Source organism: Bacillus sp. FSL K6-0042, from assembly GCF_038006685.1.
Classification (GTDB): Bacteria; Bacillota; Bacilli; order Bacillales; family Bacillaceae_G; genus Bacillus_A; species Bacillus_A pseudomycoides.
Genome location: NZ_JBBOVS010000001.1, coordinates 353,114 through 377,197 on the forward strand (window position 1 = coordinate 353,114; position 24,084 = coordinate 377,197).

26 protein-coding genes, 1 pseudogene and 1 riboswitch are annotated in these 24,084 nt (G+C 34.5%); of the genes and pseudogenes, 18 read left to right on the plus strand and 9 right to left on the minus strand.

Annotation, left to right across the window (positions count from 1 at the left end; translation table 11 throughout):
* Positions 1-184 precede the first annotated feature (184 nt).
* A complete protein-coding gene (locus tag MHH45_RS01895; RefSeq protein ID WP_016115303.1) occupies positions 185-574 on the minus strand; it encodes a hypothetical protein in 390 nt (129 codons plus the stop codon).
* Between the two features lie 508 nt (positions 575-1,082).
* On the opposite strand from MHH45_RS01895, the gene MHH45_RS01900 reads away from it, so the two are divergent.
* On the plus strand, positions 1,083-1,229 hold the full coding sequence (locus MHH45_RS01900) for a hypothetical protein (RefSeq protein WP_170927962.1): 147 nt from the start codon (positions 1,083-1,085) through the stop codon (positions 1,227-1,229).
* Between the two features lie 114 nt (positions 1,230-1,343).
* Here MHH45_RS01900 and MHH45_RS01905 read toward each other — a convergent pair whose 3' ends face one another.
* From MHH45_RS01905 to MHH45_RS01925, 5 genes are all read right to left on the minus strand, one after another.
* Positions 1,344-1,649, minus strand: a complete 306-nt coding sequence (locus tag MHH45_RS01905) for an iron-sulfur cluster biosynthesis family protein (RefSeq protein WP_088094448.1) — start codon at positions 1,647-1,649, stop codon at positions 1,344-1,346.
* Between the two features lie 97 nt (positions 1,650-1,746).
* Positions 1,747-2,256, minus strand: a complete 510-nt coding sequence (locus MHH45_RS01910) for a GNAT family N-acetyltransferase (protein ID WP_088094447.1) — start codon at positions 2,254-2,256, stop codon at positions 1,747-1,749.
* On the minus strand, positions 2,253-2,825 hold the full coding sequence (locus tag MHH45_RS01915) for a GNAT family N-acetyltransferase (RefSeq protein WP_077294060.1): 573 nt from the start codon (positions 2,823-2,825) through the stop codon (positions 2,253-2,255). Before MHH45_RS01915 ends, MHH45_RS01910 begins: the two co-directional genes overlap by 4 nt.
* A 136-nt stretch (positions 2,826-2,961) precedes the next feature.
* Positions 2,962-4,425: an amino acid permease gene (locus tag MHH45_RS01920; protein WP_077294063.1), complete on the minus strand. Its 1,464-nt coding sequence runs from the start codon at positions 4,423-4,425 to the stop codon at positions 2,962-2,964.
* A 112-nt stretch (positions 4,426-4,537) separates the two neighbouring features.
* Positions 4,538-4,730: riboswitch (Lysine riboswitch) on the minus strand.
* 359 nt (positions 4,731-5,089) lie between these two features.
* Positions 5,090-5,989 (minus strand): sulfite exporter TauE/SafE family protein, encoded by a 900-nt coding sequence (locus MHH45_RS01925; RefSeq protein ID WP_077294066.1) that lies wholly within the window; start codon positions 5,987-5,989, stop codon positions 5,090-5,092.
* Positions 5,990-6,200: 211 nt separating this feature from the next.
* Here MHH45_RS01925 and MHH45_RS01930 point away from each other — a divergent pair, with 211 nt between their 5' ends.
* The 4 genes from MHH45_RS01930 (at position 6,201) to MHH45_RS01945 (ending at position 10,094) form a co-directional block, all read left to right on the plus strand.
* Entirely contained in the window at positions 6,201-7,004 is an 804-nt protein-coding gene (locus MHH45_RS01930) for a VOC family protein (protein WP_088094446.1), read from the plus strand.
* 14 nt (positions 7,005-7,018) lie between these two features.
* Positions 7,019-7,960, plus strand: a complete 942-nt coding sequence (locus tag MHH45_RS01935) for an aminoglycoside phosphotransferase family protein (RefSeq protein WP_016115294.1) — start codon at positions 7,019-7,021, stop codon at positions 7,958-7,960.
* A 13-nt stretch (positions 7,961-7,973) separates the two neighbouring features.
* Entirely contained in the window at positions 7,974-8,711 is a 738-nt protein-coding gene (locus MHH45_RS01940; RefSeq protein WP_088094445.1) for a metallophosphoesterase family protein, read from the plus strand.
* A gap of 495 nt (positions 8,712-9,206) precedes the next feature.
* Entirely contained in the window at positions 9,207-10,094 is an 888-nt protein-coding gene (locus MHH45_RS01945; protein WP_016115292.1) for a DMT family transporter, read from the plus strand.
* 390 nt (positions 10,095-10,484) lie between these two features.
* Here the strand turns inward: MHH45_RS01945 and pdxR are convergent, their stop codons facing one another.
* Positions 10,485-11,927 (minus strand): MocR-like pyridoxine biosynthesis transcription factor PdxR, encoded by a 1,443-nt coding sequence (gene pdxR, locus MHH45_RS01950; RefSeq protein ID WP_016115291.1) that lies wholly within the window; start codon positions 11,925-11,927, stop codon positions 10,485-10,487.
* Between the two features lie 127 nt (positions 11,928-12,054).
* Here pdxR and MHH45_RS01955 point away from each other — a divergent pair, with 127 nt between their 5' ends.
* From MHH45_RS01955 to MHH45_RS01970, 5 genes are all read left to right on the plus strand, one after another.
* Positions 12,055-12,966, plus strand: coding sequence for a DMT family transporter (locus MHH45_RS01955; RefSeq protein ID WP_016115290.1), 912 nt, complete (start codon positions 12,055-12,057; stop codon positions 12,964-12,966).
* 89 nt (positions 12,967-13,055) lie between these two features.
* Positions 13,056-13,124 (plus strand): DUF3980 domain-containing protein, encoded by a 69-nt coding sequence (locus MHH45_RS27965; protein WP_139350021.1) that lies wholly within the window; start codon positions 13,056-13,058, stop codon positions 13,122-13,124.
* 362 nt (positions 13,125-13,486) lie between these two features.
* Positions 13,487-13,693 carry a helix-turn-helix transcriptional regulator gene (locus MHH45_RS01960; protein WP_033671254.1) on the plus strand — a complete coding sequence of 69 codons (207 nt, stop codon included), beginning with the start codon at positions 13,487-13,489 and terminating at the stop codon, positions 13,691-13,693.
* Between the two features lie 2 nt (positions 13,694-13,695).
* Positions 13,696-14,130 carry a hypothetical protein gene (locus tag MHH45_RS01965; RefSeq protein WP_016115288.1) on the plus strand — a complete coding sequence of 145 codons (435 nt, stop codon included), beginning with the start codon at positions 13,696-13,698 and terminating at the stop codon, positions 14,128-14,130.
* A gap of 28 nt (positions 14,131-14,158) precedes the next feature.
* A complete protein-coding gene (locus MHH45_RS01970; protein ID WP_016115287.1) occupies positions 14,159-14,635 on the plus strand; it encodes a small multi-drug export protein in 477 nt (158 codons plus the stop codon).
* A gap of 316 nt (positions 14,636-14,951) precedes the next feature.
* Here MHH45_RS01970 and MHH45_RS01975 read toward each other — a convergent pair whose 3' ends face one another.
* On the minus strand, positions 14,952-15,923 hold the full coding sequence (locus tag MHH45_RS01975) for an ornithine cyclodeaminase family protein (protein ID WP_088094444.1): 972 nt from the start codon (positions 15,921-15,923) through the stop codon (positions 14,952-14,954).
* A 142-nt stretch (positions 15,924-16,065) separates the two neighbouring features.
* A pseudogene (locus MHH45_RS01980) lies at positions 16,066-16,635 on the minus strand (MFS transporter); the annotation flags it as partial.
* 183 nt (positions 16,636-16,818) lie between these two features.
* Here MHH45_RS01980 and MHH45_RS01985 point away from each other — a divergent pair.
* From MHH45_RS01985 to MHH45_RS02020, 8 genes are all read left to right on the plus strand, one after another.
* Positions 16,819-17,289 carry a GNAT family N-acetyltransferase gene (locus MHH45_RS01985; protein ID WP_016115284.1) on the plus strand — a complete coding sequence of 157 codons (471 nt, stop codon included), beginning with the start codon at positions 16,819-16,821 and terminating at the stop codon, positions 17,287-17,289.
* A 31-nt stretch (positions 17,290-17,320) separates the two neighbouring features.
* Positions 17,321-17,890 (plus strand): histidine phosphatase family protein, encoded by a 570-nt coding sequence (locus tag MHH45_RS01990; RefSeq protein WP_016115283.1) that lies wholly within the window; start codon positions 17,321-17,323, stop codon positions 17,888-17,890.
* A 714-nt stretch (positions 17,891-18,604) separates the two neighbouring features.
* Complete coding sequence (locus MHH45_RS01995) at positions 18,605-19,642, plus strand: SDR family oxidoreductase (RefSeq protein WP_016115282.1); 1,038 nt, start codon at positions 18,605-18,607, stop codon at positions 19,640-19,642.
* A gap of 257 nt (positions 19,643-19,899) precedes the next feature.
* Positions 19,900-20,241, plus strand: a complete 342-nt coding sequence (locus MHH45_RS02000; RefSeq protein ID WP_033671244.1) for a PadR family transcriptional regulator — start codon at positions 19,900-19,902, stop codon at positions 20,239-20,241.
* Positions 20,238-20,750 carry a hypothetical protein gene (locus MHH45_RS02005; RefSeq protein WP_016115280.1) on the plus strand — a complete coding sequence of 171 codons (513 nt, stop codon included), beginning with the start codon at positions 20,238-20,240 and terminating at the stop codon, positions 20,748-20,750. The genes MHH45_RS02000 and MHH45_RS02005 overlap by 4 nt, the downstream gene beginning before the upstream one ends.
* 8 nt (positions 20,751-20,758) lie before the next feature.
* Positions 20,759-22,228 (plus strand): serine hydrolase domain-containing protein, encoded by a 1,470-nt coding sequence (locus MHH45_RS02010; RefSeq protein WP_016132951.1) that lies wholly within the window; start codon positions 20,759-20,761, stop codon positions 22,226-22,228.
* Between the two features lie 31 nt (positions 22,229-22,259).
* Positions 22,260-22,727 (plus strand): NUDIX hydrolase, encoded by a 468-nt coding sequence (locus MHH45_RS02015; RefSeq protein ID WP_016115278.1) that lies wholly within the window; start codon positions 22,260-22,262, stop codon positions 22,725-22,727.
* 169 nt (positions 22,728-22,896) lie between these two features.
* Positions 22,897-23,880, plus strand: coding sequence for a DUF4003 domain-containing protein (locus MHH45_RS02020; RefSeq protein WP_016115277.1), 984 nt, complete (start codon positions 22,897-22,899; stop codon positions 23,878-23,880).
* The last annotated feature ends 204 nt before the right edge of the window (positions 23,881-24,084 follow it).

The window sequence follows — 24,084 nt, forward strand, 5'->3', positions numbered from 1 at the left end:
TTTTTTTGTCTAGTTCAGTGTAGCCTATCCACTAATTTAGGACGGGGTTAAAAATAAAGTTGTTTAATTTACAATAAAGTCATTTGAAAAATAATAAAGGCATTTAAAAATGTTAGTCATACTATTCATCAAACGAGCCATTTAATGGAGGAACTCCTTTAAAGAAACTTGAACCTCAATAGTGTCATTCTACGCTCTCAAGAGATTCTTTAAGGAATTGAAATTCAAACTTGGTAGCTTCTAATATATCTTTAATATATTTTTCCTGATTTTCAACTCCCGTTACTAGATCTAGTTTATTAAAAAAGATTATCCAGTTTAAATTCTTCTTTGTTTCGAATCTGTATTTTCCTTCTATATCTTTGTTAGGGTAAATTTCGAAATAAACTCTCTCAGCCTTATTTAGGTTCCAATAAAAATGTTTGTAAATATAAGGAAGCCGAGCATCAAGCATACTCTTGTTTTTTTGTTTGGATAATGTTCTATTTAGAGACGCTAAATAGTCATTGATATTTTTAACAATTGCTTTTTCATCTTTTTCGCTACTTAGAATCCCAAATTCAATTTTCGTCATTTAGTAGTCCCCTTATTAATAAGTTATTTTCACTAATATTAACATTTTTATGAAAATAACTTAAACCAAAAGAAGTTGCTATAAAAGTACAATCCTTACTTAAGTATAGGGAGCGATTGTTCAATAAAATTTAGATTTTCAAACGACTTTATTGTTATATTTTTTAGGATAGTGAAGTATCTTAAATTAAAAATTAAACAACTTTATTATCTGTATACATTATTTTGATTCCTTATTGAGCTAATCTACTCCGTTAGTGGAAGAAGGATTTTTAAACAATTATATTATTTTTCAAATGACTTTATTGTAAATTAAACAACTTTATTATCTCTGCACACATATTAGAAGCATAAGTTGGCTGCAAGCTAAAGGAAGCATATGTTGACCAAAACGGCCATCTTATGCTTCTTTTCACATATAATATTATATCCTTTGACTATATTTTACCCTATAATAATACTTTTTTGGTACAATTTAGATAATAAGAGTAAAAAAGAGAATAGGAAGGATGACGTTTTCTATTTCAGATGAAATGAATCTATTCTCTCAAGAACTTCAAAATTACTTATCTTCACTTTCTATTCAACAAATAGCTAAAAAGTTGGTTTCGTTCAACGTACAAGTAAATAAAATCGATTCTTTTAGTTTACTGTAAAAGTGTGTCTATCAGATGCTTTCTATTAAACTTTAATTCAAGGAAACATATTGATAAGATTAGGTAAAAATGAAGAATCCCCCATGCTTCGGTTAAGAAACAAGGGGGGACTCTTCATTTTTTTATTGATAAACCATATACAAGCGTTTCGCTAGGAGTCGTAATACTAAAACCTGTCATTTTATAATCAAGCTTTAATGTATTTCGTATATAATCTTTTGTAAAATCATCCATTTGAATAATAAGTTTCTCATCTTCATAAGCGATTTCATTTAGATTATACTCATCGAAAATTAAATCCACATCAACAAATATACTACAAGAATTTGTCATTGTACCTCTAATACGTATGATGTTTTTGTTAGTAGCGTTTAATTTATGTAGTACTGCTTTTGCTTCATCCGTTACGCGAATGTTCATGGAATCCCAACCTTTGTTTATATTTCTCATTCTATTATTGCAAAAACATTAGAAATAGGGAAGTAAAGGGTCTCAATGAATGATAAGCGTATAGGGATTACGATTTGAAAAGTAAGGATGAAACTGTAAATGTTTGTGTTAAGCATAACTCGTCATCACTTATTTTCTCAACTTCTGGATACTTTATCTCATTCTTTTGATAGAATTTTTTCCAAAAGTTCACCGCTGTTTTATTGTGTTTTAATTGCATTACATAATAAGTTCCTTTGTGCTGTTTTAACAGTTCTAAAATTGCTTGATCCGCTATCTTTTTTCCGCGGTACGCTTTTAATAAAAAAAGATCGTTAATACAGAAATCTGTTTCAGGTGCTGTGAATGGTGATTTCGCGAATAGGAGAAACCCGACATATTTTTCTTCATATTTAATAAAGTAAGGAGAAAGCTCATCTCGGTTACAAATAAGTTCAAAGGCATCAAATTCAAAAAATCCATTTTCATTCGGATGAAGGGTAGGGGAGAATTCGGATAAATCATGTAAATAGAGAGCATAAAAATTTTTTAACATCTCCATTTGTTCTGTGGAAACAGTTTCTAAGATAATATTCATTTTAATACCGCTTTTTGTAGAAATAACTCTTTCGTAATGTGAAAATAAAGCATACCTTCATACTCTTTGAGTGTCTCTTCTAAGTTTTGTACAGTTTCTTTAAATTGAAATCCAAGCTTTTCTAATACATGAATAGATTTTTGGTTTTCTGGAAAGACAGAAGCGATGATCATTTCCAGTCCAATTACCGAGAACCCATATTGTAAAAGAGCAGACGTTGCTTCGGTAGCATAACCTTTTCCCCATATATCACGAGAGAGTGCGTAATATAGTTCAGTTGAAGTTGGTTCGAAATCCGATGGTCCTAATCCGCAATAGCCAATTAATTTTTGAGAAGATTTTTCTATAATAGAAAGATTAAACTTAGCGATATGGTTTTTGGAATTTTTTTTATTCATTTCGATGCTCCAGTGGATAATATCTTCTATTTCTTTAAGTGAATAAATGGGCTCTGGAATATAGAAGTTTACTTCAGGTTGTTTTTGTAATTCGTATAAGGCGGATGCATCGTCGATCCTATAAGGTCGTATATGTAATCTTTCTGTTTCAATTTGAGAATTTACAAACATGTCACACCTTCTTTATGTTGAATTTCTTACATCTAATACATCATTCGACATAAAATAAACATATCCTTTGAATGTAAAGAGTCATTCTAATAAAAAAATCAGCAAACATGAGTGTGTTTGCTGATTTTTTATCACCTTATAGTTCACATTTATCAAGAGGAATTACTTTTGTTTTCTTTGTAAATTTATATCCTAACCACATCGCAAGGAAGAGAGGTAAGCCGATATAGGAAACAAGTACACCATTCCAATCGATAGACTCGCCTATAAATGCTCCGTAATTTTGTCCTAAAATGACAATGACACAAAGTGCAAATGCGAAGATTGGACCAAATGGGAACCATTTTGCTTTATACGGTAAATCATTTAAATCTTTTCCTTGTGCAATATATGCTTTTCGGAAACGATAATGACTAATAGCAATTCCGACCCATGCAATAAATCCGGACATTCCAGATGCATTTAATAACCAAATATATACAACACCGTCGCCAAATAAGGAAGCTAGGAAAGCGGCACAGCCAACTACTGAAGTTGCGATTAACGCGTTAACAGGTACGCCGCGGCTATTTAATTTACCTAAAAATTCCGGTGCTTTTCCTTGTCTTGCTAAATCCCAAAGCATACGAGCTGATGCGTACATACCTGAGTTACCAGCAGATAAAACTGCAGTTAAAATAACTGTGTTCATAACAGAAGCGGCAAATGCAACGCCTGCTTTTTCAAATACAAGTGTAAATGGACTTACTGTTACATCGCTAGCTGCAAGACTTTCAGTTGTATATGGAATTAATAAACCGATAACAAGAATTGCAAAGATGTAGAATAATAGAATACGCCAAAAGATTGAGCGAATTGCTTTTGGAATGCTACGCTCTGGGTCGGCAGTTTCACCAGCAGCTACACCTAATAATTCAGTTCCTTGGAATGAAAAACCAGCAGCCATAAATACACCGATAATTGCCATAATACCACCGTTAAATGGTGCGTCTGCAACAGTAAAGTTTTTAAATCCAACAGGTTCGCCACCCATAATACCAAAAATCATCATAAATCCAACGATTAAAAAGATAATAACAGTAGCTACTTTAATAAGTGCGAACCAATATTCCGCTTCACCAAACCCTTTAACAGATAAGTAATTTAAAAGAAACATAATGACTAAACAAAGGCCACTCCAAATAAGGGAAGGTGTATTTGGGAACCAAAACTTCATAATTAATGTTACGGCTGCAAGTTCAGCGGCAATGGTAATTGCCCAGTTATACCAATAATTCCAGCCGAGTGCAAATCCAAGTGATGGATCGACAAATTTTGTCGCGTATGTGCTAAAAGATCCAGTGACAGGCATGTAAGCTGCTAATTCAGCTAAGCTTGTCATTAAAAAGTAAACCATAATTCCGATTGCCGCATATGCGACGAGAGCTCCGCCAGGCCCCGCTGTGTGAATGACACCACCGCTGGCAAGAAAGAGTCCGGTACCAATTGTACCGCCAAGAGAAATCATTGTAAGGTGACGAGATTTTAACCCGCGTCTTAATTCACCTTGTCCTTGTGTAGATTGAGTTTTAGAGGTAGCTTGATTCGTTACGCTATTCATGTTCAACACTCCTTTTCTTGCAAGATTAGGAAGGAACGGGGAGAAAAATACAAAAAACCGCCAAAGGAATTTGGCGGAACGTTTCACAAATAACCACCCCATCATACCCTTCCGTTAAGATAGCACCCCACGTTTACACGGTACTTTGTAAACGTGACAGTTCTGTTCCTATTCGGAGACAGCCCCAGCTCGTACTTCCAGAGAAGAAATACAAACTTCGGCAGCATTTCCTTTCAAACGGAGTCATTGACATTCTCTGTGTCTAAGCCGTTCTACTAATAAAAGCCGCAACCTCTACCTCATCGGATTGATGAGGATTTATTTATTGCTATGATTTTTAATATATGGCAATTGTAATTAGTTTCTGAAAATATTGCAAGGAATTTTTGTAGGAAAATATCAAAAAAAATCGGTTATTGTATAGGAAACGTTTTCGAAATTCCACCCGAACCTACTTGATATGTAAAAAATGAAGAAAAAATTGTTATACAAATGTTTCGCAAAAAGATATGGAAAACCCTCTAAAATTAAAAGAAAATTCAGAAAAAATAAATTCGACACTGATTATAAGCAAAATAAAGTGTGCTAAAGAGATAAAAAAAGGTAAGCAAACTTATCATTTGCTTACCGTAGTATTTCACACCACTTTATAATTATTTCTGTTTTAAGGCAAAACTCGTTTTTGTTCAGTCGTATATCCAACGTTCTGTTTTGTAAGCTGGGAGTGATTTCTAACCGAAATGAAAAGTGCAATGATAACGACAAGACCCACTGCAATATAGGAAAGGTTAATAATTGTTGGATCCACTTTAAATGATGTAAGCAGTGTCCGGATATTTGTAAAAATAATCAGTCCACCAACGAGTACACCAAGTAAATGTGAAGGTACAATTCGTACTAACCATGCAGCAATTGGAGCGGCGATAATGCCGCCGAGCATAAGAGCAAATACCCAAAACCAGCTTACTTGTTCCCAGCCTAATGAAATGAAAAATCCAATAGTTGCAGCTAATGAGACAGGAAACTCACTCGTATCAACGGAACCAATGACTTTTCTTGCTTCATTTCCACGTGCGAGAAGTACTGGTGTAGTGATAGGTCCCCAGCCACCTCCACCAGTTGAATCAACAAATCCCGCAAACAATCCGAGTGGTATAAGTTGCTTGCTAGACATACGTTTATTTGATTGGACAATTTGTTTTTGAATAATAAATCGTAATAAAATATAGACACCTAAAGTAAATAAAAAGATAGAAATGTACGGTTTAATTAAATCACCCGGTAAATTGCTTAAAAAACAAGCACCAACAAAAGCACCAATTGCACCTGGTAATGTTAGTCTGGAAACAGTGTATTTATCAACGTTTCCAAATCGAATATGAGATACGCCAGAAGCTGCAGTGGTAACAACTTCAGCTAAATGAACGGATGCGGAAGCGACAGCAGGTGCAATTCCAAACATTAATAATAATGAGGAAGACGTTACTCCGTAAGCCATTCCAAGTGCCCCATCAATCAGTTGAGCAAAAAAACCAATAATAGCAAAGACAATTAATTTTTGCATATAAAATCCCCCTGTAATAATAAATAAAAAGGCTCTTTTCTCGAGTGAGAAAAGAGCCTTTGGTTTTTCCAATCAGCTTAACGTTAATTTTTTTATTATTATAATGCATATTAATCTCATAAAGCAACTGGGTTTTAAAAGTTTTTTAAATTGATTGAAATAACAGAACAGTTATATAATAAAAGGATGTAAATAAAGGGAGGGGAAAATTATGTTAGCATTTGATCATCTCGTTCATACCGTTAGGTGCACACCAAAGGAAGCAGAAAAGCGAATGGAGGAGCTTGGATTTCATACGGTACAGGGCGGAGAACATACAAACTGGGGGACATGGAATAGTTTATGTTATTTTGACTTATCTTATATTGAATTTTTAGCAGTGCAACATGAAGATACAGCGAAACAAGCGGATAATCCACTTGTTCAGGAAACTGTAGAGAAATTACGAGATAGAGAAGGAATGCTGCAAATTGCTCTTCGTACAGATCATATTGAAGAACTTGCGGTAAGGTTCATGGAAGAAGGGTTACAAGTTAAGGGGCCGTTTGAAGGAAAACGAATGAGAAATGACGGTCATCTTATCGAATGGAAAATGTTATTTGTGGAACAGGAAGATAGTGGACCGAAATTACCTTTCTTTATACAGTGGGAAGAATCTGATGAGAGTAGGAGATTCGATTTACAAGAAGTGGGCGTCATTGTCCCGCATAGCAACGAGGTAAAAGAAATTCAGACAATATACTATGCTGTGAAAAATGTACATGAAACCGTAGAAAGATGGAAGAAGATACTCGAAGTACAAGTAAGCCTTTCCGAAGTTCATAAAGAATGGAATGCGATTTGTCAAAGTGTATTGTTTGAAAATATAAATATTCAATTTTGTGAACCGATTGATGAGGGCTTTGTACAAGAACAGTTAGTAAAACATGGAGAATATCCTTTTGCCGTTGAATTTCAAGGGACGGATAAGCAGAAGAACAAAACACATGTGTTAGGTAGCTCATACATATATTAATCGGGGGAATCAATGTGAATGAAGTGTTAATGGAATTAGAAAAACAATTAGATTGGCCTCGTATCGTAAAATGTACGGCTATTCCAAAAGGCTTTTCGCTTGATCAAAAGTATAAAATTGAACTAGCAAATAATGAACGTTATTTTATAAAAGTGTGTGATATTTCAAATCGTGAACGTAAGCTCGAAGAATATGAATATATGAGCCGTTTTGAATTATTAGAGGTACCAATGCCAAAACTGTTTTATTTCATAGATCTCGTTAAATTAAATCAATGTGTACAAGTATTTGAATGGATTGAAGGAGAAGACGGGAAAGACATACTTGGTAAATTGACTGAGAAGGAGCAATATTTAGCTGGAAAACGGGCGGGAGAAGCATTAAAGACAATTCATACAGTGAAGAAAAAGAATGTAGAAGAATCTTGGGGAACAGCTCGATGGAATAAATATGAGAGATATTTGCAAGCATTAGAAGAATATAAGACTGATTTTATTGATCTGAAATCGGTGTTACTCTTTGTAGAAAATCATAAAAATTTATTACAAGGTCGTCCTATCGTATTTTTACATGACGATTTTCACCCAGCGAATCTTATGCTTCATCATAAAGAATTTCGTGCTGTCATTGACTTTGCTAGATTTGATTTTGGAGATCCCATTCATGATTTTTATAAGATGGCTTTATTTACAACTGATATAAGTGTACCATTTGCAGTCGGGCAAGTTCACGGGTATTGTGATGGTGAGCCGCCACTTCATTTTTGGAAATTATATGCATTGTATGCAGCGATGATATTTCCAGCGGATATTGTATGGACAAATCGAATTACGCCTAACTTAGTAGATGAAATGAAAATGAGGTTAAGAAGAATCTTAGAAGAACATAATAATTTTACTTCCTATATTCCAAATTGGTATAAATCTGCTAATAAAGATATAATGAATGTAGAATAATGGAGGTGTACATGTGGATAAAATAGCGGTTATTTCAGATATTCATGGTAATATTCCTGCTTTAGAAGCTGTTCTTGAAGATATCAAATTAAGAGGGATAGAACGTATTATATGCTTAGGAGATTTGGTAGGGAAAGGGCCACATTCTAGTGAAGCGATTGAGGTCATTCGGAAAGAGTGTGAGCATGTTGTAATGGGAAATTGGGATGATTTTATTACAAGACCTAGTGAATTTGAGACTTTACAATGGCATCAAAAACAATTATCAGAAGAACAATTGAATTATTTAAGGGAATTACCATTTTCAATTGAGTTCATAATGAGTGGGAAATTAATTAGAATGTTCCATGCATCACCTAGAAGCTTATATGAAAGAGTTCAGCCGGGAGCTCCGAGCGAACAACGTATAAGTTTATTTGAAAATAGTGATCTTACAGAAAATATTGAAGGTGAACGAGAGCCTGATGTTGTTTGCTACGGAGATATTCATCAAGCTTATGTGCAAAATTTTAGAGGGAAAACATTATGTAATGTCGGGAGCGTAGGTAATCCGCTTGAGATTACACAAGCTTCTTATTTGATTTTTGAAGGTGTATATGGCCAAAAAGAGGCAGCAAGTTTCTCAATTCAACTTGTTCGCGTTCCTTATGATATAGAGCTTGCGATCCGATTGGCTAGAGAAGAAGAAATGCCTGAGATTGATGCGTACATACAAGAATTGACGACAGCTAAGTATCGGGGATTAAAGTAGAATTAGACAAAATATATTCGATAAATCAGTATACAGTTCTGGATAAATACTTGAAAATATTAAATATAGGGGAGATTCAAAAATGATTATTTCGAATATTTAAAACAGGAAGTCGGATGAATGATAGGGAGAGGAATTATAACTTCTAAATAGAGAGAATTAAAGGCTAGTAGCTAGATTTTTCATTACGAATTGGAGAAATCCTTAAATGTTTATATCAATAAGTATTTGTAATGCTAATTTTTCATATTATGGATACTGAATATGAAATTATTTCTTTAAATACTGTTCTTAAAAATAAAGGGATTGAATCTTCCTTATTAAGAAAAGGAAAAGAAATAGTGAAATCATTGGATACAATGGTTTTGCTCTAAATAGACAGGGTTAGAAATCCTTAGGTTAGGTCGACAGCTAATGTCTGTATTCAAAAGGTGTATAGTAACTCTAATCAATTATGAAATATTCTAAAAGCTAAAAATTAACGAGGGAATAGAGATGAAAATACAATTAAAGGCGGATTTAATGTTACTAATGGTTGCATTTTTTTGGGGTGCATCCATCTTACTTACAAAAGTTGGCCTCAATTACATGCAAGAATATAATTTAATATCATTACGTTTTATTATTGCTTTTCTTTTGTCGGGTATAGTGTTTTATAAGCATTTAAACAAAATTGATTTTAGAACTATTAAATATGCTTTTATATTAGCTGCTATCTTGTTTATCGTTTATATTTTTGCGACTTTTGGTACAAAGTATACATCGGTTTCTAATGCTGGTTTTTTAATGAGTCTTACAGTGATATTTATTCCAGTATTATCATCTATCTTTTTAAAACAAAGACCTGAAAAAAAAGTTATATTGGGAGTTGTTTTAACAATAGTAGGGATAGGATTATTAACATTAAATAGCCAATTAAAAATAGGTTATGGCGATATATTATGTATTCTATGTGCTCTATTTTATGCAGTCCATATCATCATTACTGGAACAATAACTAAGAAGGTTAATTCAATTAGCCTTGGAGTTTTACAACTTGGTTTTGTCGGTCTATTTAGTATTATTTTCTCAATGTTTATGGAAAATCCTAAACTTCCTAGTACTGTTGAATCATGGTTTTCGATCTTAGTATTAAGCATATTTTGTACAGGAATGGCTTTCATTGTTCAAATCATTGCACAGAAATATACGAGTCCTACACATACAGGTCTTATTTTTTCATTAGAACCTGTGTTTTCAGCAGGCTTTGCTTTCTTTTTCACAGGTGAAACTCTCACAGTTAAAGGTTATTTAGGTGCAACTCTTATATTATTAAGTGTAGTAATCGCTGAACTAGATTTTAAAAGTTTATTAAAAACAAATTATAGAAAAAATATAGGATAGATGTTTTTTAGAATACGTTCAAGTTGAGAATATTCATTTATATCATTTTAGCTTATATAAATCAGATTTACTTTTGATAAGTAGTTTTATGCTAATAGTTAGTGTTTGTAGCAAATATGATATAATTTTTATAGCAATAAAAATCAACGATAAGATTTCTCAATATTCCGCAAATATCTAACTGAGGTAGACTATTTTTGAAAAAATGTGCTTATGAATTTTTAAAAATAAAAACTTTAAGTAAATAATATTTGATTATAGTAACCAAAAGGTGTTTTCACGTCTAGAAAGCACCTTTTCAGTCCACAGTTATTTGTTATAGTTTCATACTTGTTTTCATAGTATAAAGCATTTTTCATGGAGCATTAATGCTCCATGAAAAGTGTTTTTTTATTTTTGACAAAATTCGATAGCGGTATGTAAACGAGAAATTCCGTCCTCTATTTGATTGATATTTACTTTCCCATACGATAACCGAATATAGCCATCTTTTGCTCCAAAAATACTGCCAGGCATAAAGGCTACTTGCTGTTTTAAACTTTGTATTATAAGCTGTTTTTCGTTAATAGGCTCCTTTAATTTTCCCCATATGTAAATCCCACCATTAGGATTTGAAAAAGAAATCTTATCTTGAAGATAATAATCTAGGGCATCGACAATGACATCTCTTTTTTGTGCTAACTGATTGCGTAATTGTGTTATATGCGTATCAAATGGAACAGTTTCAAAAAATTGCTGCATGAGCCATTGAGGAAATATACTCAGTCCTAATTCCATTTGATGCCGTGCATCTGATAACCGTTCTACTACTGACTGTGGAGCAACAAGCCAACCGATACGAAGGCCAGGTGCAATCATTTTGGATAGTGAATGCACATAGATGACGGTTCCATTTTCATCAATGGATTTTAAAGTAGGGCAAGGCTGTTTATTTTCTAATGTTAATAAACTAGATGGATCATCCTCAACGATTGGAATACGTAGGTCTGCGCATAACGATAAAAGTTTTTTTCTTCGATTTGGATGAAGCATCGTACCTGTTGGGTTTTGGAAATTTGGATTTAAAAAAATCATTTTAATTCGGTGCTTTCGATATAGTTCATGCACATCTTCAGGATTCACTCCATGTTCATCAACAGGTAACGGGAAAATACGAATCCCCGCTGATTGGAAGAGGGGCAATGAGTAACAATGTGAGGGGCTTTCAAATGCTACCGCATCACCTGGGTTTAATAAGCATTGAACGATAAGATGAAGCGCTTGTTGGGCCCCAGAAGTAATCATAATCGATTGTTCTGTTGCTTCAATTTTTAGATAATCTCTCATATATTTCGCTGCCGTTTGTCTTAATGGTAGATAGCCTTGTGGATGATCATAGCTAAGTGATTGCGTTAAAGGTTGCTCACGTAAAATATTTTGTAACTGTTCATGAGGAAACAGGTTACAACCAAGCTCTCCATTTGCGAAATCAATTATATTTTCATTTTGCTGGACTTGCTCTCGAATATGTCGAAGTAGTGGTAAATTCGGTAAAAAAGTACCACCTTCTACGAATCCTCTCCAGTTCGGTGTTAATGTTGGAGAAACGCCCCACATATGTGTACTTACACGTGTACCTCTTCCAGTTGTGCTGTCCACAATTCCCATAGCACGCAGTTCATTATAAGCAGTTGTAACAGTACTTCGGTTTACATTTAGTTGGATTGCTAGTTTTCGTTCCGAAGGGAGAAAACTACCAGGAGGAAGCTCTCCATACATAATACGTCTTTCAATAAAATCAACAACTTGTTGATAAATCGGAATCTTGCTGTCATTATCTAACTTCCATTCCATGTATAACGTCCCCTTATTCTTTATCTAGTTTCATTATAACAAATTGGCTGGGTGAAAAAACAGCCAATTGGACGGTGTGGTATCCAGCCAATTTTACTATGCTAAGATAGTGGAAGGGGAGATTCGGATGAAACGATGGCAAATGGAATGGCTCCTAATAGCAGTTGCTTTAGTATGGGGAGCGAATTATACAATTGGAAAATATGGAGTGGCGTATATGTCATCCATTCAATTTAATAGTTTACGATTTTTAGTTGCATCTCCGGTATTATTATTGATTACATTTTTTATGGAACGATCGCTACGAATTGAGAGAAAAGATTGGTTAAGGTTACTAGTCGTAGGTATAGTTGGCACTACACTTTATCAAACATTATTTATGTTATCTGTAAAATATACATCAGCAACAAATGCGTCACTATTAATTGCGATGTCACCTATTTTTACAGGGATTTTAGCAGTGTTACACAAACAAGAACGTTTTTCGATGAAGATTCAAATTGGTTCTTTATTATCCTTTAGTGGGGCAGCACTTGTTTTATTAACAGGGCATACGAATCAATCTACATATGAGTATGCTTGGCTTGGAAATCTAATTGGATTAGTTGCTGCGATTGCTTGGGGTTGGTATCCAATTCTTGCACAGCCACTTATTACAAAATATTCGGCAATGCGAGTAACTTCTTGGTCTACATTAATTGGTATTGTGCCACTTGTCGTATATTGTTTATGTAACGTAAGTACACTGACATGGCCAACAGATACATTAAGCTGGGGATCATTAGGTTATTCGATTGTATTTGCAACGGTCTTTGGACTAGCGATGTGGTACGTTGGTATTAGCAAAATCGGTTCAACAAAAGTAATGGTATATATGTATCTTGTCCCATTGTTTGCTGTCATTTTTGCCGCAGTAATAATTGGAGAAAGAATAAATACGATGCAATTAGTCGGCGGATTCGTTATCTTTATCGGTTTATATGTTGTGAAAAAAGGAGCTGTAAAAAAGCCAGCTCTCAATTTGAAAAAAGTAAGTTAATGTTAAAATGACCTCTTTCTGTAGAAAGGGGCCGTTTTCATTTTAGGAATGACAAGGCTTGTTTCACTGCCCACTGCTGATGTTCGTGCATAAGTAGATTTTGGGTATTTATTGTTTTAGTAGAAACGGTTATTAAAATTTATGAGAAAATGAAGTGAGAGGATACAGAGGAATAATTTTCAATTCCCCCAAAACGCATTGATTATGTAAGAGGTGTTTTGGGGTGAGCGTGCAAAATGAAAATACATAATAATGCAATGAAAATGTGCAGAGATGATTGCATAAAAAAAGGTTTGTCAAGGCGACTAAACCAATGATAATGATGCTCTAATCAAAATGTTTCATTCCTTTTGTACTAAATTAAATTTAAAAAGTCATATAAATGAAACAACACCATTTTAGTTATAGATGGTGTTGTTTATGTTTGTTTAAGCAATTATTCATTACAAAATGAAAATGATTGTTTACATTTTGTTGGTAATCATTTACAATGGTGATAGAAAATGAGGAAAGGGAAATTGTGATGCTTGAAAACAGAGTTAGAGAATTACGGGCACGATTTAGGTGGACTCAGCAAGACTTGGCCGATGCAGTTGGAGTGACAAGGCAGACAATCGGATTAATTGAAAAAGGTGATTATTCTCCATCTGTCACTATGGCGTTAAAAATAGCTGCTGCGTTTCATGTTACTGTAGAAGATGTTTTTTATTTAAAAGGAGAGGAATGATTATGATGAAACATATTTTGAAATCTCCGCTTATAGGCGCGAGTTTATTTGTATTAATCATTGCATTTTTACTGTTTTCTCTTATGAACACACAGGTCGTTCTGGCTAGACTGTGTTTTGGGATTTTGGTAATGTTTACTTTTTTGTGGTTCATTCTTACAAAGCTTTATAATCGAAGGAATTCTGATGATAAGATTAGACTATTTGGATTTACACCGTCCGAATTTCGTGAAATAGATGAAGGTCAACAATGGGTAACCTATAAGGCTTGCAGGAATGTATATATGTACTATAGCTTTGCACTTCCAGTAACGGCGGGAGTTTGCTTCCTCTTTTCTCATAATATTCTTGTTCCATTTATGTGTATTGGTGTACTAGGTGTAGGTCAATACATTGTCTATTGGTTAACTACCATTCGTGTTTTAAATCGCATTTAATCTGAACAAAAAAGGAGGGGAAACAGGTATGTTGGAGTGGGCTCAAAATGCAGGTGAATTATGGCAATATGTAGTTTTATTTTTATTAGCTTTTGCGCCATGGATGGATGTGTCTATCGTTGTACCACTCGGTATCGCATGGGGATTACAACCATTTGCAGTAGGACTTACGGCGTTTGCAGGGAATCTTATCTTGGTTCTATTACTAGGCTTCTTCTTTAAGCAGTATGCAAAATGGCAAACAGCAAGAAGGTTAAAAAAAGGTATAACAACACCTTCTAAAAAGGAAACTAGATCAAGACGAATATGGGAACGATATGGTATTCCAGGTTTGGCACTGCTAGCTCCAATTCTTGTAGGAACTGATATTGCAGCCGTATTAGCTTTAACATTTGGATCTAACCGGACACACGTCATTAGTTGGATGACGGTCAGTCTAGCAGTATGGACACTTATTTTTGTAGTTGCTTCGATGTATGGATTTAGCTTTTTAAATATTATTTAGTTTAATAGGAAGAGTTTATCCCGCATTAACGGACAGTAACACTCCTACCTCAAAATTCAGCGAAGGCAAAGAAGTTAGGTGGGAGATGAACTGTCCGTAAAAGCCCGATTCGTTCAACTAATAATCAGTGGGGGATGAAGAAAACCCCCACTGATTAAAGTTTCACTTTATGTAATATAAAATCGTTCACTCTTGTACAGAAGTGACTTTTGGTGACAAAAATAATAGAGCGCATAAGATTGCGCTCATATACACTAAGTTATTCCGTATAAACGTTGATTGTTACAGAAGTGACATATGTTTATTTTATCTTATATTAACAGGTCACTTCTATATATTTTTGATAGATCGAACTGGCCACTACTGTATCTAAAAAAGCTACCCCAACAGATTTAAATAAAGTAATTTCATCAGAGTTTGTTCGTCCTTGTTTATGTCCTAAAATAATATCGCCAAGCTCACTGTATACATTTGAAAAATCCCATTCGTTTTTTTCACTCGCAATCAAGAAATCTCCAGCTTCGTGCTGAACTCCTTCTAGTGTATCTACAATAATTTTATCGCTACGCTGTAATGTTGTGAAATCGAGTTCTTGCATATGAGGTTGATAAGACCCAATTCCATTAATATGAGTACCGGGTTTTAAGTATTTTCCATCAAACACAGGAGTAGTTGAAGTTGTACTACAAATAATAATATCTGCTTCCATAACAGCATCATCAGCTGATTCTATAATCTCAATTGTTCCGTTCCAATTTGGATACAAGGAGAGTAAATGATTTTTAAATTCAAAAGCTTTTTGTATTGTCCGATTAACGAGAAGAATACGAGTTAGAGAACGAACTTCCATAACAGCTTGTATTTGTCCAAGTGCTTGAGCACCACAGCCGATGACAACGCAGACGCTAGAATCTTGACGAGCGAAATGTTTTGTTGCAATACCGCTCATCGCTCCCGTACGAAGTGTTGTTAAATAGGAAGCTTCAATTGTTGCGACATGCTCACCAGTATTCGTTTCTGTTAAAACAATCAAGCTTTGTAGTGCTTTTTTTCCTTTTTGAGTATTTTTAGGGAAGATACTAACGATTTTTGTAGATGTAAATTCGATTGGGGCTACATAAGAAGGCATATAAAGAGAGTTTGCATCTTCTTGAGAGTGTTGTATATTCAGCCTTACTGGTGTTGTAATTTCGTTGTTCATATAATACTGGAATGCCTTTTCTACATCTTGTAAGCAGTCTTTCATTTTATAAATATCTTTTACCATTTCTTCTGTAATATGAATCATTTAGATCATCCTCCTTTTTAATAGAAGAGGGGGAGTTGAAAATCCCCCGATTGACTTAGGCTTGTACATCTTGATTTTGTATATTCTCTGCGATCTGCTTCGTTGAAACGGCAGCGATCGCAATTAAAGAAATACAGCAAGTTAGTACAATATATAAAGCTACTGGAATCCAAGAATTGTTATAAATATTCATGGTCATGAAAGATATAGCAGCAGTTCCCAGTAACATTCCAATTGTAACACCCGTTTGAGGAATACTACCAAAAAATCCTTTTCTTTCCTTCGGTGCATATTCTACAGCTAATAACAATGCACCGCCCCATTCTCCACCAATTCCTAATCCTTGGATAATTCTTAGTAATATTAAAAGAATAGGAGCTAGTATACCGATAGTTTCATATGAAGGAAGCAAACCAATGCATACTGTCGCCCCTCCCATGAGAGATAGTGTTAACACAAGTGTCTTTTTCCTTCCAATTTTGTCACCAATATGACTGAAAATAATGCCTCCAAGTGGACGGATAAAAAATGGAATACCAAAAGAAAGATAAGAAAGCATAAGTGCGACAAGAGGATCCTCGTTTACGAAAAACAATTTGTTAAATACAAGTGCGGCGGCAGTTCCGTATAAGAAGAAATCAAACCATTCGATAGAACTACCAATTAAACTGGCGATGAGTGCTTTTCTTTGGACAGAACTTTGTTGTTGCATAAATTCACCTCTTTTAATTTATTTTTCTAACTATTATGAATATTTTATATAAAAATGATTTTTATGTCAAAATTTGAAGATGGAAGGAAGTAATACAATAAGTAGCAAATATTATAAAGAGTTGCTTTTTATTAGGATGTTACGGTTCTATGTATAGAAAATAGTAGAATGAGAGGGAGAAAAATGAAAGTTAGAAACATACAAGTGGAAGATTATGTCGCAATTCATGCTGTAATTAACGAATGGTGGGACGGGAGAAATATGGCGGATATGCTGCCAAAGTTATTCTTCGTTCATTTTCAAGAAACGAGTTTTGTCATTGAAGAGGATGGAGAGATGTTAGGGTTTTTATGTGGATTCTTATCGCAAACATATGCCGATGAAGCATACGTTCATTTTATTGGAGTGAATCCAAAGTATCGAAGAAAAGGTATAGCTTCTGCGCTCTACAGCTATTTTTTCGATGCAGCTCGCGCAAATGACCGTCACATTGTAAAAGCGGTAACCTCTCCAGTAAATAAAAAATCAATTCAATTTCATCAGGATATTGGATTTGAAATTGAAACAGGTGATGGAGAAGTGAATGGGGTATCGGTACATTTAAATTATGATGGGAATGGGGGGAGTAGGGTATTGTTTATGAAGAGGCTATAAATAACGATAAACTATGTTAAGGAGGGGTATTATGAAAACTTTCATTTACATGGTGAGACATGGTGAATCACCAAAAATAGAAGAAAATGAAAGAACAAGAGGCTTAACTGAAAAAGGGGAATTAGATACTTATCGAATAACTGATATATTACAAGGGAAGGGTATTGATGTTTTTGTTTCAAGCCCATACCATCGATCCATCCTAACGATTCAGGGATTAGCTAAACATTTAGGGCAAGAAGTTATAGTATTTGAAGACTTGAAAGAGAGAATTTTTTCTGCTGAAGACAAGCGAATATCTGATAAGGAATTATTGCCTTTGTTACAGAAGTCGTTTTCTGATCCAAACTTTGCTTTAAAGGGAGGGGAGTCTAATGCAGTTTGTCAGAAACGAGCTATAAAAGTTTTCAAAGAATTATTAAAGACTTATCGAGGGCAAAAAATAGTATTAGGCACTCATGGAGCTGTTATGACTTTGATGATGGGGTATTATGACAGTCAGTACGATTTGAATTTTTTACTACATACATCAAAACCAGATATATACAGAATGGAATTCAATGGTGAGGAATTGGAGGAGGTTAAAAGATTGTGGAAATAAAGTGAAACTTAAAGGTCTCCCCTTACCAAGGGGAGACCTTTAAGTTTAATTGCCCTTGATAAAATGGCATGCTGTTTAATTAAAGGTGGAGACTATTATGTTGAGCAATTTTCACCTGAAATACTTGGAACATACAAAAATGAAGTTGAGCAAGTATTAAATGATTATTATTAAAAAGATGGTGTTCCTCGTGTGAAAATGAAAGTAGTTAGAATAGTGGAGAACAAAGTAGAAATATTTGAATAAAAGATGATTTTTTGGTTATCCCTATGTTATTTGCAAAAAAGGCGTGTGTTTATATGCATACGCCTTTTTTGCTTCTGTTTTTAATGCTAATTAGTACGTTAAATTCTTGTGAATTACAATGCTATTCAGTCGGTTATTTTGTAATTCTGAACCGAACTAGTTAATGAATCAGTAGCCTCTTTTTCTATATGAAATGTTAGTGTTTCTTTTCTGATTTCCAGTTTTGTTTTTTTAGAACGATTAAGGGAAATGAATAGAATAGTAATATGAGCCCTGTAATCCATATACCAAACGGATACAGACTAGGGAAAAATAAACTAGGGATACTATGTAAATCGTTCGGGTAGTATCCTACACCGACAGGGGGAATTTAATTTTTTCGTCATCCCCATAACTTTTTAAGTAGGAAAATCGTTAAATTAAATGAATGCTAATTTTATAGATTATTAAAATGAATGGGGGAAAATTATGAAGGTCCTTATATTAGGAGGTACGCGTTTTTTAGGAAGAGCTTTAGTAGAAGAAGCATTGAAAAGAGGGCATGAAGTCACCTTATTTAATCGTGGCACGAATAAAGATGTATTTCCTGAAGTAGAGCAGTTAACAGGCGATAGAGACAGTGATGTATCATGTTTAGCAAATCGAAAATGGGATGTTGTAATGGACACATGTGGATTTGCTCCTCATCAAATTAAAAAAATTGCTGCTGTACTTGGAGATAACATCGAACATTATACATTTATATCAAGTATCTCTACTTATAAAGATTGGATTCCATTTCATATTAAGGAAGACTATCATGTACAGTCTATGCCGTCTAAGGATAAGTTGAAAGCGGTTGAGGATGGGAAAATATCTCCTTACGAGTATTATGGAGCACTTAAAGTTTTATGTGAAGAAGAAGCAGAAAAACATTGGCCGGGGCGTGTTTTGCATATAAGAGCAGGGCTTCTTGTTGGACCATTTGACTATTCAGATCGACTCCCGTACTGGGTTCAGCGTGTAGCACAGGGTGGGGAAATAATGGTGCCAGGGCGTTCAGACCGTCCTGTTCAACTGATTGACGTGAAAGATGTGGCAACCTGGGCATTCGATATGGCAGAAAACAGAAAAGTAGGCAAGTTTAATGTAACAGGGCCGAATAATGAATTGACGATAGAAGAACTATTAAATACTTGTAAAGCAGTAACAAATAGCGATGCTGAATTTGTATGGGTAGAAGAACAATTTTTAATTGAGAATAAAGTAAAGCCATGGACGGAGTTGCCTTTATGGATTCCTGAAAATTTTCCACTAGAAGGAGAGACAGAACCGTGGAAAGGTAGTTTTTTCATCAGTATAGAAAAAGCTGTTAACGCTGGTCTTTCTTTTAGACCTATTGAAGATACTATTTGTGATGTGTATCTATGGGAGAAATCGAGGCAGGATACAGAACGAAAAGCAGGTATATCCAGAGAAAGAGAGGCGGAATTGCTAGAGGTTTGGTTTCAGAAGGAGAAATTATGATGAGAGTATATACTCATCAAGCTGAGAAAAAATTTGCAAGGAAATAGATTCTGCTAGATTGGGAGTCCAAAAGATCTGATATGATTGTGTAATAAAATTTAGATTTCAAAAAAATATTTTGCCCCGTCTTAAAATTAGACGGGGTTATATGTATTTGGAGATTCAAAATTTAGTGCGTGTGCTTTCGATTTTAGAAAAGTTAATATTTTCAAAAAAATATACTTGAATGAAGTATATATTTTTGTTAAATTTATCTTATGGATAGAACAAGTTTAATTAAAGGTCATTTAGAGATGTGTGTGTTATCTATTTTGTCAAAGGGAAAAAGCTATGGATATGAAATTATGAAGGAGTTAGAAAAACACAATTTAAAACTGAAAGGAGTAGGAAGCATTTATCCGATTTTGACCAAGCTTAAAGATCAAGAATGGGTTCATACTTACCGTGAAATGACAGAAAGTGGTAAGGTTAGAGTTTATTATGAAATTAATGAACAAGGGGAAATGTATCTTCAGAAAAAAATCAACGAGTGGTTGGAATTACAACAAGATATAAAATCCCTACTGCAAAGTGATTTGAAGGGAGAGCATTTGGAATGAACATGAATTTGACCAAGGAAGAAAAACGGTTTGTAAAAGAAGTTCTGGAAGAATTAAAACAATATCAAGTCAGTTCAAAGAACAGAAGAATCATTAGGCAGCAGCTTTTAGAGCATATACAAGAATGTCGTGAACACGGCCAAGATAGTCTAAAAGATTTAGGAAATACAACAACATTTGTTAAAGATTTTTTAGAAATGAATGGAATAGATCTTCATTCTGAAATAAAACAGATACGAAAATCAAAAAATAGAACAGGAATTTTATTTGTGAGTGGATTCCTTACTTCCATCGTTACCTACCTCACTTCACAACTCTTACTATCTATGTTTTTAACAGAATCATTTAACCCACTACATACTAATAATTCGTTTGACTATAATATTTTGTATCACATAGCAGATAATTCTTGGTGGAATTCCTTACTAATGATTACTAGCATTTCAATTTCCTTACTAATCTCTATGTTGGTAGTGTTTCGTATACGAAAAATAAATATTAGTAGGTGAAACTTTATATGAAACTACTAAAATTCACTATGATTTTAATTTGCTTATTATTTAATGCATGCACTTTATTCCTATCAGCCTCAAAAGTCTCCGCAGAACAAGATATGAAAGATACTATAGACAACTATGTAGAAGCTTTTTTAAAGGAACATCGAATTCCAGGAGCTTCGATTGCTATTGTTCATGGAAATGATTTGTATTATTCAAAAGCATGGGGTGTAACGGGAGAAACTGAAGAAAGAGTAACGATTGAAACTCCCTTTACTATTGGATCGATAAGTAAATCATTAACAGGTTTAGCCATAATGAAATTAATGGAAGAAGGTACCGTTCACTTAGAAGATCCAGTCCAAAAATATATTCCGTGGTTTGCACTTAAAGATAAAGAAGCAACATCAAAAATAACAATTAAACATTTGCTTACCCATTCAAGTGGAATTAGTACTTATTCGGGTTTATCAATATCAGATAAAGAATCTAAAGGTTTCAATGCTATAAAAGACAATGTGAAAAGTCTATCAAACGTTACACTTACCGCTTCACCCGGAGAAAAATATCAATATAGTAATGCCAATTTCTTAATTCTCGGTGCTCTTATTGAAGAGGTTACCAATCAAACATATTCTGACTACATGAAGCAGGAAGTATTTTTACCATTAGGTATGAAGAATGCAGCAGCTGATTATGATACTGCATATAAAAAAGGATATTTAGGTGGCTATCAGTCATGGTTTGGAATCCCTCGGAAAAGTTCGGTAACTTATGATAATGGAGGAGCACCATATGGGTACATAACGGCAAGTGCAGAAGATATGATTCAATACATTAAATTTCTTAGCCGACAAGAGAATGACAATTTTTTAACTGAAAATACTAGGAATCTTTATGTATCACCTCATCTTCAAACCGGTGAAAACCGCTTCTATGGCCTAGGGGTAAGAATCACAAATCCAGATTCTGAGGAGAAAATGATATGGCATTCAGGTTCAACCCCTGATTCACATGCAGAAATGTTTTTTATACCAAAAACAGGTTGGGGCGGCGTGATTCTTACCAATAAAAATCATATTCTAGAAGAAGAGGCGCTTTCATATTTGAAGCAAGGTATTATAAATATAATAAATGGAAATGAACTAGTTGATATACCTTCAAATACTCCAATTGTTCAACTGATTACATTGGGGATAATTTGCTTGCTTTTTATCATGCTTATTTATCTATTGGTAAAGATGAAATCAAAAAAATTTCGTAAAAGAAGTATAGGGTGCATTTCCGGTATCATTTTCTTAGTGCTATCTATTGCTACAATTCCAGTACTAATTTATAGTACGGATTCTCCATGGCATGCGATTTTTGTGTTTTCTCCAGATTTAGCTTATTTATCAATTGGAGTAGTTATTCTTTTTGCACTTAATGGATTGTTTTCTATCATCATCGCTTATAAACAAAATTTACAAGTAAAATATTTTAATAGTTAAATTTCAAATCATATGAAGGTGGCACATAATAATGGATCTTACATTCAAATTAGAGAAAACTTGTTTTAACTACCGAGTTGGTGCAATATGCAAACAAGAAAATAAAATCCTCATGATTCAAAATGAAGGGGAAGATTTCTGGTATATACCAGGCGGACGAGTGCAGATGCTAGAAAGCAGTGAAACGGCAGTGAAAAGAGAGCTTAGAGAAGAGCTAGGAGTAAATGTTGATGTGAAAAAACTGTTATGGACGGCTGAAAATTTCTTTACATATGATACGCATCAGTTCCATGAAATTAGTTTTTATTATGAAGTGAACTTGCTTGAGTTGCCTGCAAAAGGAGAGGATACTTTTGTTCTTGAAGAAGACGGCAGAAGGTATGTATTTCAATGGGTGCTATTAGAACGAATAAGTGAATATAACTTGAAACCGGATTTTCTAAAAGATAAAGTGAATGATTTGCCTATTCATATTGAACATATTGTTAGGAGTGAGTAAAAAGAGATAGAAAGACGGAAATGGGGATTTTACTTATAACTAATAGGGGTATTGTGGAAAAAATACTAAGGGAAGTATAAGCTTACAAATTTTGTATCAAAAACAGTGTTCCTAAATATGGAATAATAGTATGATAGAAGAGAAGCACAAGAAAAACGGGGGGACCACTATGATTACATTGCAGCAGAAGTTGGAGCAGTATACACACATATATACACAGTTGAAGGGAGAACTAAGGTGGAAAACTAGTGATTCTCGGACTGGGATGATGATTGCCGCTATGTATGCAGGCAGCGATAAGCCGTTTGATCTTGGGCGGTTTTTAGAAATTAGTAATTATATTAAGGATCAGGTAGGGATGTTTTCCTATTTGAAGTCCTATCATCGCTTTGTGGTTGCAGCAACATTAGATATTCACTTTACATATTACAAAGAAGCGTTTCAACAGTTTCTAGACTTATATGAACGATTGGTCGCTGGTGGCTTTAGCCGGAGTATATTCACTTATCTGGCAGCAGCAGTGCTTTTACCAGAAGACAATGGACAGCATGACACACGCATTCAGCGGTCGCTGCAAGTATATAAACGCATGAAAGAGGATCACTTCTTTCTTACAAGTACAGATGATTACCCGCTCGCTGTTTTACTAGCAGGACAATCAGAGAAAGTAGAGACGCTTATGGATCGAGTGGAACGTCTCTACCAGAAGCTGGCGGCAGCTGGTATGTACAAAGGAAATAATCTTCAATTTTTAAGTCATATTCTTTCTCTAAAGAAGGATGTCAGTGAAGATATTTTAGTAGCACGATACACAAACATATGGAATCTGCTAAAGCAAGAAAAGGTAAAAGTGAAACAGATGCATTATCCGGCTATCGGGCTACTAGCGTTGCTTGAGGATAGAGAGAAAGAAGTTCATTCTATTCGAGCATTCATTGAAAAACTGCAGGGGGACAAATTATTCCGCTGGCATACGGATGCAAATATTCTGATTGCCATCCAACTGTTCGTAAGTCAGAAAGGTGCGGAAAGTCACGCTGCCAACACAGGTTTACAAACAATGATAGAGGTTCTCATACAGGCGCAGCAGGCAGCTATGATAGCAGCAATTACCGCTTCCTCTGCAGCAACCTCTGCCAGCAGTAGTTCATAACGTACAATGTGCTACATGAACGCTATATGTAGGATTTCCCAAAAAGGGTTACATACATCATGCTTAACTCAAAAGTCGATTGTCTGCTGACAATCGATTTTTTCAGTTTATCCCGCTATTTTAGGACAGTAACACTCTCACCTCAAAATTCAGCAGATGCAAAGAAGTTAGGTGGGAGATGAGCTGTCTGTAAAAGCCCCATTG

Coding starts and splice junctions, on each gene's coding strand:
- MHH45_RS01945 (WP_016115292.1), top strand. CDS start 9,207: ATGAAAATACAATTAAAGGCGGATTTAATGTTACTAATGGTTGCATTT.
- MHH45_RS01895 (WP_016115303.1), bottom strand. CDS start 574: ATGACGAAAATTGAATTTGGGATTCTAAGTAGCGAAAAAGATGAAAAA.
- MHH45_RS02020 (WP_016115277.1), top strand. CDS start 22,897: ATGATTACATTGCAGCAGAAGTTGGAGCAGTATACACACATATATACA.
- MHH45_RS01905 (WP_088094448.1), bottom strand. CDS start 1,649: ATGAACATTCGCGTAACGGATGAAGCAAAAGCAGTACTACATAAATTA.
- MHH45_RS01900 (WP_170927962.1), top strand. CDS start 1,083: ATGACGTTTTCTATTTCAGATGAAATGAATCTATTCTCTCAAGAACTT.
- MHH45_RS01955 (WP_016115290.1), top strand. CDS start 12,055: ATGAAACGATGGCAAATGGAATGGCTCCTAATAGCAGTTGCTTTAGTA.
- MHH45_RS01920 (WP_077294063.1), bottom strand. CDS start 4,425: ATGAATAGCGTAACGAATCAAGCTACCTCTAAAACTCAATCTACACAA.
- MHH45_RS01975 (WP_088094444.1), bottom strand. CDS start 15,923: ATGATTCATATTACAGAAGAAATGGTAAAAGATATTTATAAAATGAAA.
- MHH45_RS01985 (WP_016115284.1), top strand. CDS start 16,819: ATGAAAGTTAGAAACATACAAGTGGAAGATTATGTCGCAATTCATGCT.
- MHH45_RS02005 (WP_016115280.1), top strand. CDS start 20,238: ATGAACATGAATTTGACCAAGGAAGAAAAACGGTTTGTAAAAGAAGTT.
- MHH45_RS02000 (WP_033671244.1), top strand. CDS start 19,900: ATGGATAGAACAAGTTTAATTAAAGGTCATTTAGAGATGTGTGTGTTA.
- MHH45_RS02010 (WP_016132951.1), top strand. CDS start 20,759: ATGAAACTACTAAAATTCACTATGATTTTAATTTGCTTATTATTTAAT.
- MHH45_RS01970 (WP_016115287.1), top strand. CDS start 14,159: ATGTTGGAGTGGGCTCAAAATGCAGGTGAATTATGGCAATATGTAGTT.
- MHH45_RS01910 (WP_088094447.1), bottom strand. CDS start 2,256: ATGAATATTATCTTAGAAACTGTTTCCACAGAACAAATGGAGATGTTA.
- MHH45_RS02015 (WP_016115278.1), top strand. CDS start 22,260: ATGGATCTTACATTCAAATTAGAGAAAACTTGTTTTAACTACCGAGTT.
- MHH45_RS01995 (WP_016115282.1), top strand. CDS start 18,605: ATGAAGGTCCTTATATTAGGAGGTACGCGTTTTTTAGGAAGAGCTTTA.
- MHH45_RS01925 (WP_077294066.1), bottom strand. CDS start 5,989: ATGCAAAAATTAATTGTCTTTGCTATTATTGGTTTTTTTGCTCAACTG.
- MHH45_RS01990 (WP_016115283.1), top strand. CDS start 17,321: ATGAAAACTTTCATTTACATGGTGAGACATGGTGAATCACCAAAAATA.
- MHH45_RS01930 (WP_088094446.1), top strand. CDS start 6,201: ATGTTAGCATTTGATCATCTCGTTCATACCGTTAGGTGCACACCAAAG.
- MHH45_RS01965 (WP_016115288.1), top strand. CDS start 13,696: ATGATGAAACATATTTTGAAATCTCCGCTTATAGGCGCGAGTTTATTT.
- MHH45_RS01915 (WP_077294060.1), bottom strand. CDS start 2,825: ATGTTTGTAAATTCTCAAATTGAAACAGAAAGATTACATATACGACCT.
- pdxR (WP_016115291.1), bottom strand. CDS start 11,927: ATGGAATGGAAGTTAGATAATGACAGCAAGATTCCGATTTATCAACAA.